The 14,419-nt window shown below is 72.8% G+C and carries 13 protein-coding genes and 1 pseudogene; 5 read left to right on the forward strand and 9 right to left on the reverse strand.

The window, feature by feature from the left end:
* The first annotated feature begins 28 nt into the window (after nt 1–28).
* Nucleotides 29–436 carry a hypothetical protein gene (locus tag ABT093_RS13085; RefSeq protein ID WP_350563550.1) on the forward strand — a complete coding sequence of 136 codons (408 nt, stop codon included), beginning with the start codon at nt 29–31 and terminating at the stop codon, nt 434–436.
* On the opposite strand, the gene ABT093_RS13090 is transcribed toward ABT093_RS13085, so the two are convergent.
* Nucleotides 388–1,365, reverse strand: a complete 978-nt coding sequence (locus ABT093_RS13090; RefSeq protein WP_350563552.1) for a LysR family transcriptional regulator — start codon at nt 1,363–1,365, stop codon at nt 388–390. The genes ABT093_RS13085 and ABT093_RS13090 overlap by 49 nt on opposite strands.
* Nucleotides 1,366–1,442: 77 nt before the next feature.
* Between ABT093_RS13090 and ABT093_RS13095 the strand changes: the two genes are divergently transcribed.
* Nucleotides 1,443–2,189 (forward strand): CTP synthase C-terminal region-related (seleno)protein, encoded by a 747-nt coding sequence (locus ABT093_RS13095; protein WP_350563554.1) that lies wholly within the window; start codon nt 1,443–1,445, stop codon nt 2,187–2,189.
* Here the strand turns inward: ABT093_RS13095 and coaE are convergent.
* The 4 genes from coaE to rpsA all read right to left on the reverse strand — a co-directional run bounded on the left by coaE (nt 2,173) and on the right by rpsA (nt 7,430).
* Entirely contained in the window at nt 2,173–2,766 is a 594-nt protein-coding gene (gene coaE, locus ABT093_RS13100; protein ID WP_350563556.1) for a dephospho-CoA kinase, read from the reverse strand. The two genes, ABT093_RS13095 and coaE, sit on opposite strands and share 17 nt — an antisense overlap.
* Nucleotides 2,767–2,799: 33 nt before the next feature.
* A complete protein-coding gene (locus ABT093_RS13105) occupies nt 2,800–3,441 on the reverse strand; it encodes an MBL fold metallo-hydrolase (RefSeq protein ID WP_350563558.1) in 642 nt (213 codons plus the stop codon).
* A gap of 25 nt (nt 3,442–3,466) precedes the next feature.
* Nucleotides 3,467–5,707: an MMPL family transporter gene (locus tag ABT093_RS13110; protein WP_350563560.1), complete on the reverse strand. Its 2,241-nt coding sequence runs from the start codon at nt 5,705–5,707 to the stop codon at nt 3,467–3,469.
* 232 nt (nt 5,708–5,939) lie between these two features.
* Nucleotides 5,940–7,430, reverse strand: coding sequence for a 30S ribosomal protein S1 (gene rpsA / locus ABT093_RS13115; protein ID WP_350543883.1), 1,491 nt, complete (start codon nt 7,428–7,430; stop codon nt 5,940–5,942).
* A gap of 417 nt (nt 7,431–7,847) precedes the next feature.
* Here rpsA and ABT093_RS13120 point away from each other — a divergent pair, with 417 nt between their 5' ends.
* Both ABT093_RS13120 and hrpB read left to right on the forward strand, forming a co-directional pair.
* Nucleotides 7,848–8,702, forward strand: a complete 855-nt coding sequence (locus ABT093_RS13120) for a class I SAM-dependent methyltransferase (RefSeq protein ID WP_350563562.1) — start codon at nt 7,848–7,850, stop codon at nt 8,700–8,702.
* A 5-nt stretch (nt 8,703–8,707) separates the two neighbouring features.
* Complete coding sequence (gene hrpB / locus ABT093_RS13125; RefSeq protein WP_350563564.1) at nt 8,708–11,215, forward strand: ATP-dependent helicase HrpB; 2,508 nt, start codon at nt 8,708–8,710, stop codon at nt 11,213–11,215.
* 67 nt (nt 11,216–11,282) lie between these two features.
* Here the strand turns inward: hrpB and ABT093_RS13130 are convergent, their stop codons facing one another.
* Entirely contained in the window at nt 11,283–11,495 is a 213-nt protein-coding gene (locus ABT093_RS13130; RefSeq protein ID WP_350563566.1) for a DUF397 domain-containing protein, read from the reverse strand.
* Nucleotides 11,476–12,306, reverse strand: a complete 831-nt coding sequence (locus ABT093_RS13135; RefSeq protein WP_350563568.1) for a helix-turn-helix domain-containing protein — start codon at nt 12,304–12,306, stop codon at nt 11,476–11,478. The genes ABT093_RS13130 and ABT093_RS13135 overlap by 20 nt, the downstream gene beginning before the upstream one ends.
* A 148-nt stretch (nt 12,307–12,454) precedes the next feature.
* On the opposite strand from ABT093_RS13135, the gene ABT093_RS13140 reads away from it, so the two are divergent.
* Nucleotides 12,455–12,895 (forward strand): ATP-binding protein, encoded by a 441-nt coding sequence (locus ABT093_RS13140; RefSeq protein WP_350563570.1) that lies wholly within the window; start codon nt 12,455–12,457, stop codon nt 12,893–12,895.
* 225 nt (nt 12,896–13,120) lie between these two features.
* On the opposite strand, the pseudogene ABT093_RS13145 reads toward ABT093_RS13140, so the two are convergent.
* Nucleotides 13,121–13,586, reverse strand: a pseudogene (locus ABT093_RS13145) (NUDIX domain-containing protein).
* A 65-nt stretch (nt 13,587–13,651) separates the two neighbouring features.
* Complete coding sequence (locus ABT093_RS13150; protein WP_350563572.1) at nt 13,652–14,413, reverse strand: GNAT family N-acetyltransferase; 762 nt, start codon at nt 14,411–14,413, stop codon at nt 13,652–13,654.
* Between the last annotated feature and the right edge of the window lie 6 nt (nt 14,414–14,419).

The following is a 14,419-nucleotide window of genomic DNA, read 5'->3' on the forward strand; positions in this document are numbered from 1 at the left end:
CTACCGTGGGCCCCGGAAAGGGGACCACATGACCGCCAACACGCCACGGCTGCAAGGAAATAGCTGCCTCCTCGACCCAGCGCGCCCGTTCTCCGAACGGGTCACCCGGCTGGTCCGGGCCTGGGAGGACGACGGGCGGGCCGACTACCGCCTGGTCGACGGACGGGCGTTGCTCGCCCTCTACTGCTGGCACCTGGACGCCACCCGGCGCGGCACCACCGACGACAACCCGGCCACCACGGCGTACGTCGCCGCGGCCTTCGCCGCCAACGGGGGCGCCGACGGCTGGGACAGGCTGCTGCGCGAACGGGCCGAGTGCACCTGCCACGGCCAGAGTTGGCGGCTGGAGAACATCTCGGTCTGCCTGGGCTGCCTGCGCTACGTCTGCTACCAGGTGGACGGCCCCTGCTGCCCCGGCGCCCGCATCGTCGGCTGATCCCCGCCCGGCAGGCCCTCCCGCACGCCGTCCGCACCCCCGGCCCGCTCCCCCGCCAGCAGGCGGGCCAGCAGCGCGGCGGGCCCCTCCGGCAGGGCGCCGTGGACGAGTTCGGTGCGGTGCACCAGCCGGGGCGACCGGACCGGGACGGCCGCCACGCCCGGCGCGTCGGCCAGGACGGCGGCGGGCAGCAGGGCCAGCCCGTGCCCGGCGGCGACCAGGGCGAGCAGCCCCCGCACGTCGGTGCCCAGGTAGCGGACGGCCGGCCGGTAGCCGTCGACGGCGGTGGCGGCGCGCAGCCGGGCGCCGGTCGGGGCGAGGCCCGGGGCGTCCAGCCAGCGGGCGGCGGACAGGTCGGCGAGCGCCTGCCCCGGGCGTCCGGCGAGCGGATGGCCGGCCGGCAGGGCCACGGCGAGCGGCTGCTCCGCGACGGCGACGGTGACCAGCGGGCCCACGTCGGGCAGCGGGAGCGGATCCGACGGGGCGGCCGGACCGTCGACGAGCGCCAGGTCCACGGCGCCGGTGGCGACCTCGGCCGGCAGGGCGTCCTGACCCAGCACCCGGACCGTCAGGTCGACCGCCGGATACAACCGGCGCACCTCGGCGAGTGCACGCCCCACCTGCGCCCCGAGCGCCAGCGGCGTGGCCCCGACGGTGAGGCGGGCACTGGGAGCACCGGCCAGGCGCGCGATGTCGGCGCGCGCCGCGTCGATCCGCAGCAGCAGCGCGGAGGCGTGCTCCATCAGCCGCGCGCCCGCCTCGGTCGGGCCGACCGGGCGCCGGTGCAGCAGCGCCGTGCCGAGGTCCGTCTCCAGCGCGGCGATCTGCTGGGAGACCGCGGACTGGGTGTAGCCGAGCGCGCGGGCCGCCTCGGAGAACGAGCCCAGCCGGACCACGGTGACGTAGGTGCGCAACTGCTGCGGCTCCACGTGCCATCAGCTCCACTGATCGAGGAGTAAGGAATCATCGTTGACGCTGATCCCGCGCCGCCGGTCAGGATAGCCGTATGACGCACCCCACCCCCCGCCTCGCCCTGGTCGGCGACCGCTCGGCCGCCGTCCGCTCGCACACCCGCGTCCCCGCCCTGCTGGACGCGCTCGCCGACCGCGACCAGCTCGTGCTGGACGCCTACTGGATCCCCACCGGGGACGCCGCCGCCCCCGGCGCGCTCGACGGCTTCGACGCCGTCTGGCTGCTCCCCGGCAGCCCCTACCGCAGCGAGGAGGGCGCGGTGGCCGCCGTCCGCACCGCCCGCGAGCGGCGCATCCCCTTCCTCGGCACCTGCGCCGGCTTCCAGCACGCGGTGCTGGAGTACGCCCGTCACGTCTGCGGCATCGGCACCGCCGCGCACGGCGAGAACGACCCCGGCGAGGCCGACCTGGTGATCGTCCCGCTCAGCTGCTCCCTGGTGGGGCACGAGGGGGCCGTCCGGCTGACGCCCGGGTCGCTGGCCGAGCGCGTGCTCGGCGCGCCGCGCACGGTGGAGCGCTACCACTGCGCGTACGGGCTGAACGACGCCTACCTGGAGCGGTTGCGCGCGGGCGGCCTGCGGTTCACCGGCGCGGACGACTCCGGGGAGCTGCGGATCCTGGAGCTGCCGGCCGAGGCGCACCCGTTCTTCCTGGCCACGCTGTTCCAGCCGGAGCTCGCCGGGGACGGCACCCGGGCCCACCCGGTGATCCGCGGCCTCGCCGCCGCCGCGACCGCCCGCACCGCGACGGCCGCGGCGGCCGGGGTCAACGGCGGGCGGTGAGCTGCTCCCACACCTCGGCGACCCGCGGCGCGAGCTCCTCCAGCGGGCCGCTGTTGTCGATCACCAGGTCGGCGATCGCCAGCCGCTCGGCCCGGCCCGCCTGGGCGGCCATCCGGGCCCGGGCCTCCTCCTCGGTCATGCCGCGCAGCCGCACCAGCCGCTCGATCCGCACCTCGTCCGCCGCGTCGACCACGACCACCAGGTCGTACAGCGGCCCGAGCCCGTTCTCGGCGAGCAGCGGGACGTCGTGCACCACCACCGCGTCCGGCGCGGCCGCCGCCTCCAGGTCGGCGGACCGCGCCCGGACCAGCGGGTGGACGATCGCGTTCAGCGCCCGCAGCCGGTCCGGGTCGGCGAAGACGACCGCGCCGAGCGCCGGCCGGTCCAGCGAGCCGTCCGCGGCGAGCACGCCCTCGCCGAACTCGGCGACCACGGCATCGAGGCCCGCCGTGCCGGGGGCGACCACCTCGCGGGCGATCACGTCGGAGTCCACGATCACCGCGCCGTGGGCGGCGAGCAGCCGCGACACCTCGCTCTTGCCCGCGCCGATGCCACCCGTCAGTCCGATCTTCAGCATGGCGCCAGGCTACCGGCGCGGCTCACCGCGCGGTCACCCCAGGTCGAGGCTCTCCCCCTCGCTCAGGGTGCGCAGCTCCGCCCCGGTGCCCGGGCCACCGGGGCCGAGCAGCCGGGTGTGCACGGCGAGCCCGATCGGGCTGAGCACCGCGTCGTGCACCGGGACGGCCTGCCGGGGCCCGGCCTCGCGGACGTAGTCGACCAGCTCGGCGACCTTGGTCCAGGGCGCGGCGACCGGCAGCAGCAGGGTGTCCACCGGGTCCGGCGGCACGGTCAGCGCGTCGCCGGGGTGGAAGAGCCGCCCGTCGAAGAGGAAGCCGAGGTTGCGCACCCGCGGGATGTCCGGGTGGATCACCGCGTGCCACTCGCCGTGCACCGTGACGCCGATCCCGCCGATCTCGAAGGCGTCGTCCTCGCCGACCGCGGTGACCCGCCGGGCCACCCCGTCCAGCTGCCGGGCGACGTCCGGGTTGGTCCACACCCGCAGCCCCGGGTCGGCCTCCAGCGCGGCCCGCAGCCGGGCCTCCTCGAAGTGGTCGGCGTGCTCGTGGGTGATCAGCACGGCGTCCGCGCCCGCCAGGGCGGCGGGGTCGGTGAACGCCCCGGGGTCGACCACGACGGTCGTCCCCTCGTGCTCCAGGCGTACGCAGGCATGTCCGAACTTGGTGATCCGCATGCCTCAGCACGGTACTCCCGATCGGTTACGGCGCGGTGGCGGCCAGCTCCTTCTCCGCGACGGGCCGCTGGGCCGGCAGCACCGCCGGCCGGATCTCCGGCAGCTCGACGTGCTCGCTCAGCCCGAACCGGTCGTGCAGCCGGCGCAGCGGCGCCGGCGCCCACCAGTTGAACTCGCCGAACAGGCTCATCGCGGCGGGCACCAGCAGGCAGCGCACCAGGGTGGCGTCCACCGCCACGGCGACCGCCAGCGCGATGCCCATCTGCTTGACCATCAGCATGTCGCCGAGCGCGAAGCCGGCGAAGACGATCACCATCAGCAGCGCCGCCGAGGTGATGATCCGCCCGCTGCGCTGGACGCCCAGCTCCACCGCCCTGGTGCAGCTGTGCCCCTTGTCCCGCAGCTCCTTGATCCGGGCGAGCAGGAAGACCTCGTAGTCCATCGACAGCCCGAAGGCGAAGGCGAAGACCAGCACCGGGATGAACGTCTCCAGCCCGCCGGTCGGACTGAAGCCGAGCAGTCCGCTGAACCAGCCGTCCTGGAAGACCAGGGTGAGCGCGCCGAGCGAGGCGCCCAGCGAGAGCAGGTTCATCAGCAGGGCCTTGACCGGCATCACCACCGAGCCGGTCATCAGGAAGAGCAGGATCAGCGTGCCGAGGGCGACCAGGCCGAGCGCGATCGGTCCGCGGGTGAGCAGTTCGTCCTGGAAGTCGACCACCGAGGCCGCGCCGCCGGTCACCTCGGTGGTGAGCCCGCCGCGGTCGGCGCGCAGTTCCTCGACCACCTGCTTGGCCTGCCCGCCCTGCGGGTCGCCGTGCACCAGCACGTCGATGGTGGAGACGGTGTCGCTCACCGGGGTGACGGCGCGCACGCCGCTGACGCCCGGCAGCTTGGCCACCACGTCGTCCGCGTAGGCCTGGGCGACGGTGGCGCCGCTCTCCACGACCACCGTGATCGGGGCGGCGGAGGCCTGCGGGAAGCGCTGGTCGATCGTCTCGGCGACCTGCCGGCCGGCCGAGGAGGCGGGCAGCACGGCGGCGCCGGAGCTGCGCATGTCGGCGTGCAGGAACGGCACACCGGCGGCGACCAGCAGCGCGGTGCAGGCGAGCGCCACGGGAACCGCCCGCTTGCCGACCCGGCGCACCGTCCGGCTGAAGAAACCCTCGTCGGGGACGGGCGCGGCGGGGGCCTTGATCCGGCTCCCGGCGAAGCCGAGCAGCGCGGGGATGAGGGTGAGCGCGGCGGCGACCGCGATCACCACGACGCTCACCCCGGCCGCCGAGACGGCGGCGAGCACGGGACTGCTGAAGACGAACAGGCCGGAGAGCGCGACGGCGACGGTCAGTCCGGAGAAGGCGACGGTGCGCCCGGCCGTGGCGGCGGTCCGCTCGACGGCGGCGGCGATCGTGGCGCCGTGGCCGCGTTCCTCGCGGAATCGGTTCACCATGAGCAGCGCGTAGTCGATCGACAGGCCGAGGCCCAGCACGGTGGCGATCGGCAGCACGCTGGTGTCGATGTCCATGATCCTGCTGAAGCCGAACATGGCCAGCAGGGCGCCGCCCACCGAGGCGACGGCGCCGATCACCGGCAGGCTCGCGGCGGCCAGTCCGCCGAAGACCAGGACCATGACGATCAGGGTGAGCGGCAGGGTGACGATCTCGCCGAAGCGGGTGTCCTTCTCGGTCTGCTTCTTGACCTCGTCCTCGAGCACCAGATCCCCGCCGACGGTCACCTTGCCGCCGTCGGCCCGGACGTCGGCCTGGATGGCGGAAAGCCGCTCGGTGACGGCGGTGGTCTGGGCGGAGGTGCTGGTGTCGGCCATCCGCACCGAGACCAGGCTCGCGGTGCCGTCGGCCGAGCGGAGCGCGGCGGCGCCCGGGCCGGGGCCGTAGGCGTCGGTGGCCGAGGAGACCCCGGGGAGGGCGGCGATCTCGGCGGTGGCGCGGGTGACGGCGTCCCGGACGGCCGCGTCGTCCACCGGCCGGCCGTCCACCACGGCGGTGACGGTGCCCCTGGCCGGGTCGGCGGCGGTGACGACGGCGCTGCCGCGGTCCGCCTCGGAGGCGGAGGAGGAGGCGCCGGCCACCGAGCCCTCGAAGACCCGCCCGCCGATCAGCACGCCTATCACCAGCACGACCGCCCAGAAGCCGAGCACCCAGCGCCGCTGCCGGTAGCAGAACCGGCCGAGGGCGGCGAGGCGCCCGCCGACCCGCGGATCGGCGGACGTGCTGGGGGAGGCAGGGGACACGGCGGAGCGAAGGCTCATGTGCGGGGGGTGCCTAGCGTGCGGGGCCGGGTGAGCGGCCCATCGGGCAACTCCCCCCAAGGTAGGCCCTAGGTCCCGAATCGCCCATACGTATTTGATGAGCCCCTAATCACAAAAATCCCATAGATAAGGAATAAATAATGAAAGCCGGAAAACAATGAACCCCGCCCGGAAACCGAGCGGGGTTCATCGATGACGCTATGCGCTAGTCACGCACCAGCGGGGCAGAGCTTCAGCTCTGGCCGCCGGCCAGCTTCTCGCGCAGGGCGGCCAGGGCCTCGTCCGAGGCCAGGGCGCCGGAGCCCTCGTCGCTGCTGGACGAGTAGGAGCCACCGGCGGCGGCGGCGACGGCGTCGCCACCCTCGGCAGCGGCCTCCGCGTCGGCCTCGCGGCTCTTGATGACCTGGGCCTGGTGCTGCTCGAAGCGCGCCTGGGCCTCGGCGTACTGCCGCTCCCACTCCTCACGCTGCTTCTCGAAGCCCGGCAGCCAGTCGTTGGCCTCGGGGTCGAAGCCCTCCGGGTAGATGTAGTTGCCCTGGTCGTCGTAGGACGCGGCCATGCCGTACAGGGTCGGGTCGAACTCGACCTCGGCCGGGTTGGCACCCAGCGCCTCGTTGGCCTGCTTCAGCGAGAGGCTGATGCGACGGCGCTCGAGGTCGATGTCGATGACCTTGACGAAGATCTCGTCGCCGACCTGGACGACCTGCTCCGGGATCTCGACGTGGCGCTCGGCCAGCTCGGAGATGTGGACCAGGCCCTCGATGCCCTCGTCCACGCGGACGAACGCACCGAACGGAACCAGCTTGGTGACCTTACCCGGAACGACCTGGCCGATCTGGTGGGTACGGGCGAACTGCTGCCACGGGTCCTCCTGGGTCGCCTTCAGCGACAGGGAGACACGCTCGCGGTCCATGTCGACGTCCAGGACCTCGACCGTGACCTCCTGGCCGACCTCGACGACCTCGGACGGGTGGTCGATGTGCTTCCAGGACAGCTCGGAGACGTGGACCAGACCGTCGACGCCACCCAGGTCCACGAAGGCACCGAAGTTGACGATCGAGGAGACGACGCCGGAGCGCACCTGGCCCTTCTGCAGGGTGGTGAGGAAGGTCTGGCGGACCTCGCTCTGGGTCTGCTCCAGCCAGGCACGGCGGGACAGGACCACGTTGTTGCGGTTCTTGTCCAGCTCGATGATCTTGGCCTCGAGCTCCTTGCCCACGTAGGGCTGGAGGTCGCGGACGCGACGCATCTCGACCAGCGAGGCCGGGAGGAAGCCGCGGAGGCCGATGTCGAGGATGAGACCACCCTTGACGACCTCGATGACGGTACCGGTGACGATGCCGTCCTCTTCCTTGATCTTCTCGATCGTGCCCCAGGCACGCTCGTACTGAGCGCGCTTCTTGGACAGGATGAGACGACCCTCCTTGTCCTCCTTCTGGAGAACCAGGGCCTCGATGTTGTCGCCGACGGCGACGACCTCGTGCGGGTCGACGTCGTGCTTGATCGACAGCTCGCGGGACGGGATGACGCCCTCGGTCTTGTAACCGATGTCGAGGAGAACCTCGTCACGGTCGACCTTCACGATGACGCCCTCGACGATGTCGCCATCGTTGAAGTACTTGATGGTCTCGTCGATCGCGGCCAGGAACGCCTCGGCGTCGCCGATGTCGTTGAGCGCGACCTGCGGGGTGGTGCTGAGGGAGGAGTCGGTGGGGCTCGTCATTAGGAAAAGGGCTCCGGTACGGACATGAAAGTCGTAGGTAATGCCACGCGGAGGGCCCGTATCGCTCCCACCGAAAGCCGGACAGCCAAGAACACGGAGCACCGGTATTCCCGTGACAACGGGAGATCGGCGTCCGTCTTGCGACCGTGGGGTCTTCGACAGATGCGAGCGCGACCTGCTCCGTCCGAGGCGCGCAGGCCCGCAGCGCAACTTGTAGCATACGGGGACGGCCAGGCACGGTCAACGCCAGAAACGGCAAGACGGTGGAGCCCGGTATGGAACAGGCCATATCCTCCGATTGCGCACCTCAACGGGTGGCGGCCGCAGGGAGGCCCTTCCCCGGATGCCACCGCCGGGACACCGGGCCTCTCGGTCCGGTTCGCGGCAGCGGCGCTTCCGCAGACGACACCCTACGCGATGGGCCTTCTCACCGTGACCGGCACCCCCCTCCCCGACCCCATTGATCTTGACGAGGACGACGACGACGCGGTAAGGCGCTCCGCCGGCACCGGCGAGAGCAGCCGCGCCAGCCGCCACTGGTGGGACCGAAACGCCGACGAATACCAGGACGAACACGGCGAGTTCCTCGGCGACGACCGGTTCACCTGGTGCCCCGAGGGCCTCGACGAGGCCGACGCCCGGCTGCTCGGCGAGGTCGCCGGCCGCACCGTCCTGGAGATCGGCGCCGGCGCCGCCCAGTGCTCGCGCTGGCTGGCCGGCCGCGGCGCCCGCCCCGTCGCCCTGGACATCTCGCACCGCCAGCTCCAGCACTCGCTGCGGATCGACCTCGCCCGCGGCGCCGCGCCCGTGCCGGTCGTCCAGGCCGACGCCGCCGTGCTGCCCTTCGCCGACGCCTCCTTCGACCTCGCCTGCTCCGCCTACGGCGCCGTCCCCTTCAGCGCCGACACCGCCGCCCTGATGCGCGAGGTGCACCGGGTGCTGCGGCCCGGCGGCCGATGGGTGTTCTCGGTCACCCATCCCATCCGCTGGGCCTTCCCCGACGAACCCGGCGTCGAGGGGCTCACCGCCGTCGCCTCCTACTTCGACCGCACCCCCTACGTCGAACAGGACGAGCGGGGCCGGGCCACCTACGTCGAGCACCACCGCACGGTCGGCGACCGGGTCCGCGAGCTCGTCGCCGCCGGCTTCCGGCTGCTCGACCTCGTCGAGCCCGAGTGGCCGCAGGGGCACGAGCAGGAGTGGGGCGGCTGGTCGCCGCTGCGCGGCCGGCTCATCCCCGGCACCGCGATCTTCGTCGCCGAGCGGGACTGACGCGCGTGCACCCGTCCTGGCGCGAGCTGCCCGTCCGCACCGCCCTGCCCGCGCTGCACCGGGCGCTCGACGGCCACGGCGCGGCGGTCCTCGCCGCCCCGCCCGGCACCGGCAAGACCACCCTGGTGCCGTTGGCGCTGGCCGGACTGCTCGGTTCCGGACCCGTTCGCCGTGTCCTCGTCGCCGAACCGCGCCGGCTCGCCGTCCGGGCCGCCGCCCAGCGGATGGCCTGGCTGCTCGGCTCGACGGTGGGCGCCGAGGTCGGCTTCACCGTGCGCGGCGAGCGGCGCGTCGGGCCGGACACGGTGGTCGAGGTGGTCACCACCGGTGTGCTGCTGCAGCGCCTCCAGCGCGACCAGGAACTGTCCGGGGTCGACGTCGTCGTCCTCGACGAGTGCCACGAGCGGCACCTGGACGCCGACACCGCGCTCGCCTTCCTGCTCGACGTGCGCGCCGCCCTGCGGCCCGAGTTGCGGATCGTCTGCGCCTCCGCCACCTCCGACACCGCCGCCTGGGCGGAGCTCCTCGACGGCGCGCCGGTCGTCGAGGCGCACGGCGTCTCGCACCCGGTCGAGGTGGTGTGGGCGCCGCCGCCGCGCGCCGTGCGCCCCGCGCACGGCACCCGGGTGGACTTCGCGCTGCTCGACCACGTCGCGGCCACCGTCCGGCGGGCGCTGAGCGAGCGGGAGGGGGACGTGCTCTGCTTCCTGCCCGGGGTCGGCGAGATCGCCCGGGTCGCGGGGCAGCTCGGCGGCGTGCCGGCGGAGGTCCTCCACCTGCACGGCCGCGCCCCGCAGGCCGTGCAGGACGCCGCGCTCACGCCGTCCCCGCAGCGCCGCGTCGTCCTGGCCACCGCCGTCGCCGAGTCCTCGCTCACCGTCCCGGGTGTACGGATCGTCGTCGACGCCGGGCTCGCGCGCGAACCGCGCACCGACCACGCGCGCGGCCTCGCCGCCCTGGTCACCGTGCGCGCCTCGCTGGCCGCCGCCCGCCAGCGGGCCGGCCGCGCCGGGCGCGAGGCCCCGGGCACCGTCTACCGCTGCTGGCACGAGGCCGAGGACGCCCGCGCCGCCCGCTTCCCCACTCCCGAGATCGCCCTCGCCGACCTGACGTCCTTCGCCCTCCAGGCCGCCGTCTGGGGCGACCCGGACGCCACCGGGCTCGCCCTGCCCGACCGGCCCCCGGCGGGGGCGATGGCCGCGGCCCGGGAGACCCTGCTCGCCCTCGGGGCGGTCTCCTCCGACGGCCGGGCGACGAAGCGCGGCGTCCGCCTCGCCCGGAGCGGCCTCCACCCGCGCCTCGCCCGCGCCCTGGTGGACGGCGCGCCCGCCGTGGGCGCCCGCCGGGCGGCCGAAGTCGTCGCCCTGCTCTCCGAGGAACCCCCGCGTGCCCTCGGCGATGACCTGGGCGCGGTGTGGCGGCTCGTCCGCTCCTCCAACGACCCCTATGCCGGACGCTGGCGCGAGGAAGTCCGCCGCCTCCTGCGCACCACCTCCGACGAACCCGCCACCTCCCTGACCGACGCCACCGCCGTCGGCCTGGTCGTCGCCCTCGCCTTCCCGGAACGCATCGCCCGCGCCCGGGTGGAACGGCCCGCCCCCGGCGAGCGCAGCCCCTACCTGATGGCCTCGGGGACAGCGGCCGAACTCGCCCCCGGCACGGCGTTGGGTTTCCTCTCTTGGCTCGCCGTCGCGGTCGCCGACCGCCCGGCCGGCTCGCACTCGGCGCGGATCCTGCACGCCGCCGCCCTCGACGAGGACACCGCTTGCCAGGCCGGCGCACCGCTGCTCACCACCCGCGCCGAGGTCCACTGGGACACCCGGCGCAGCGAGGTCGTCTCCCGCCGGGTGGAGTCCCTCGGAGCCATCGAACTCGCCGAGAAGCCACTCAACCGCCCCGACCCTTCACTCGTCCGCGCCGCCCTCCTCGAAGGCCTCACCCGCGAGGGCATCAGCACCCTCCTGGCGTTCCCCTCCAACCTCCGTGAGCGCCTGGCTTTCCTCCACGCCGTCATCGGCGCCCCCTGGCCCGACGTCAGCGACGAGGCCCTGCTCAACCGCGCCGACGAGTGGCTGGAACCCGAACTCTCCCGCGCCCGCCGCCGCGCCGACCTGGCCCGCATTGATACGACAGCCGCCCTCCAACGCCTCCTCCCCTGGTCCACCGGCGAGGCAGGCCGCTTGGACGAACTCGCCCCCGAGCGCATCACCGTGCCGTCAGGATCGAAGATCCGAGTCGACTACACCACCGACCGCCCGGTGCTGGCGGTGAAGTTGCAGGAACTCTTCGGCTGGAAGGCCGCTCCCGCCTTGGCCGGCGGAAGAATCCCCCTCACCGTTCATCTCCTCTCCCCCGCCGGCCGCCCCGCCGCCATCACAGGAGATCTGGCGTCCTTCTGGCACAACGGCTACCCCGCCGTCCGCGCAGACCTCAGGGGCCGCTACCCCCGCCACCCCTGGCCCGAAGACCCGACAACGGCAGAGCCCACCAAGCGCACCAACGCCCGGAAGTAGCCCTCAAGAGAAGGCCCCGCCGCCCAAAGCTTTGGGCGGCGGGGCCTCGGACGACTCGTGGATTCCGTCAGGCCTCGCCGAACTCGCCGACTCGAACGCCCGCAACGAACGACTGCCAAGCTTCCACAGGGAACACGAGCACCGGGCCATGGGGATCCTTGGAGTCGCGCACCACTCCGGGGCGCGAGTCGTCGACCTCGACACATCCGCCCTGCCCGTTGCTGTAGGAGCTCTTTCGCCACGCGGCGTCGGCCGGGTGGTTACTGTGCATGCCGTTCATAATCCCTCCGTGCCTCCCGGATCATGGTGACGCTGTCCAGCCGCGTGAGGGCGTCGACCTGAAGGCGATCGTACTGGGCGGCCCATCCGGCCACGACCTCGGAGTCGCGCTCCAGAAGGCCCCGTCCGAGCGTTTCGGTGTACCCGACCATCGTGCGCGTGGGCAGGGTCAACAACGTGACCGAGTGCGAGAAGGGGCGCAGCTCGCCCAGAGTGCACGGGGCAACCTGAAGGATGACACGGGGCCGTGCCGCCAGGTCCTCCAGGTGCTTCATCTGACGGGCCATGACGGCCGTTCCGCCGATTTGGCGCCGCAGAGCCGATTCGTCGAGGACCGCATGGACCGTCACAGCGCGGTCGAGCAGCCGCTGGCGCCCCGCCAGGACCTTCAGCCGCTCCTCCGCCTGCTCCTGTGTGGCTTCACCTCGTCGGACCGGCGCCATCTCGTAGGCCGCACTGTAGTCCGGGTGCTGAAGCATGCCAGGAACCATGTCCAGCTCGAAGATCCGAACGGTCACGGACTCCCGTTCTTTCACCGTGTACTGGTCGAAACCCTCGAACAGAAATCGCCGTTCGGACTGACGCCACTCCCGCTCGAACTGGTCCGTTTCGAACGCTTCATCAATTCGTTTCGCAAACCGACTGGTTGGAGGTTTTCGACCGGTTTCCACCGCCGAGATGTGAACGGCCGAGTACCCGACAAGCCCACCCAACTGCTCCTGCGTCCAGCCCCTCACCTCCCTGGCCTGGCGAAGTAGCACGCCGAACCTGGCCGTGGGCGAGGAGTCGGGGTCAAGCTCCTTGCGGTTCATGATCGCTGACGACTCTCCCTTCCGATCCGAAAGGTTGAAGATATCGCCAATGCTAGGCCACAGTAAGCGCCCTGGGTAGTCACATCACTACGCACCGAAGCGACCCCTTGATGCTCCTCCAACCCCACCCCCACCGAGGTACTCCGCCATGCCCGCTTCCTGCCGCCCCCGCTCGTTCGCCGCCCGCCTCGACTCCTGCGCCTCCTCCACCCCCATCGCCCGGCAACTCCTCCGCGCGTACCTCTCCGCCCTCCCCACCGGCGACCGCTACTCCGACATCGCCGAACTCCTCCTCGGTGAGCTGTTCGCCAACGCCGTCCAGCACTGCGACGCCCCCAGCGACCGCCTCATCGAGATCCGCTTCGCCCTCATCAACTCCCGCCTGCGCCTCGAAGTCCACGACGCCGGCAGCGGCCGCCCCACCCTCCACACCGCCGCCCCCGACGACGAGCACGGCCGCGGCCTCTTCCTCGTCAACGAACTCGCCGAACGCTGGGGCTGCTGCCCCCGCGCGGGCGGCGTCGGCAAGTTCGTCTGGGCCCTGATCACCCCCGCCCTCAGCCCCGCCCCTGCCCTCATCACCGTCTGAATCGACCGGACCCGAGTCCTAGAAATCAGGGTGAGCTCGGAGACGTTCCAGGGCGGGAGGGGTGCGCTCGGGGGCAAACCACCAGTGTGCTCATACGCCAACTCCCGAATCCTGAAGCGACGTTGGCCGCATGATACCCACGTCGAACACGCCGGGTTTCCGACGTTATGCCGGAAACCCGGCAAGGACCATTCCTGTCGCAGGGAGCCGAACCACGATCGGTGGCTAGCGCACCACAGGGATCGCCCCGGAGCGCCAGTCGGCCAGCCGCTTGCGGATGATCGACACCATCGGCAGTCCATCCGTCTCGGTCGGGGTGAACCACGCCACCTCGTGGGACTCGTCGGACACCCGCAGGTCCCCGCCGAGTGGGCGGCCGAGGAGGCAGATCGAGAACTCCTGGCGGACCTCGCCGTCGTCGTAGGCGAACACGTGCCGGGGGTCGGTGTAGGTGCCGACGATCCCGGTGATCTCGATGTCGATGCCGGTCTCCTCGCGTCTCGCACACCCCGCAGCCGGCGAGCGACTCGCCGATGTCCATCCTGCCGCCGGGCAGCGCCCACATGCCGTTGTCGGTACGCCGCTGGAGAAGCACCCGGCCCGCGTCGTCGACCACGACCACGGACGCGGCCGGGACCAGGGAGTTGGCCTCGGGGGCGTCGGGGTCGTCCTCGTAGTCACGTCTGGGCATGATCCACCACCTCCGTCACGGGTACGGTCCAGGCGCGCGCACAGGAAGTCGGCCCCGCCGACTTCCTACGCGGAGGCGCACCAGGTCGAGGGGGACGCGACCCTGTACCCCAGGGACTCGTACAGGGGCCTGCCCAGCTTCGAGGCGGTGAGGGTGGCCGGGAGGTCCGCGACGTGGGCGAGGGCGCCGAGCATGACGGCGCGGCCGACGCCGCGGGAGCGGAAGGCGGTCGAGGCGGCGATCCAGTAGTGGCTGGCGACGCCGTCGGCCACGACGCTCACGCCGGCGCCCGCGGGCACGCCGTCGACCGAGGCGGTGAACACGTCCACGCCCGGCTGTTCGATCAGCGTCGTCGGGAAGAGCTCACCGGCGCGGTGGGGCTCGAAGCCGTCCAGTTCGAAGCCCTCGATCACGATCCGCTCGGCCGCCTGGAGGTCCTCGGGCCGCCGCACCCGGGTCACGTCCAGTGCCGGGGCGTCGACGGGTCCGGGCAGGCGCAGCATGATCGGCATCTGCCAGGTGCGCATGCCCAGGTGGCTCAGGTCCGTCGAGCTAAAGGGGTCCTCAACGAGCACCGGACCCAAGGCGCGGCGGACCAGCTCGCCCACCTCGGTCACTTCGGCCGGGTCGAGGTCGGGCTCCCGGATCAGGATCCGCAGGCCCGCACGCTGGTCGCCGTCGACGGCGATGAATCCACGGCGCCGGATCACCTCGTGGCCCCGGGATTCGCCGGTCGCGGTCCAGAAGGCGGCGGAGTTGCGGGCCTGGAGCGTGGGCGCCCCGGCCGGGGAGGTGGGCTGGTCGGTCGTCCTGGATTCCGTGGTCATCAGGTC

The sequence above is a fragment of the Kitasatospora sp. NPDC002551 genome (genome assembly GCF_040296005.1).
Lineage (GTDB): Bacteria > Actinomycetota > Actinomycetes > Streptomycetales > Streptomycetaceae > Kitasatospora.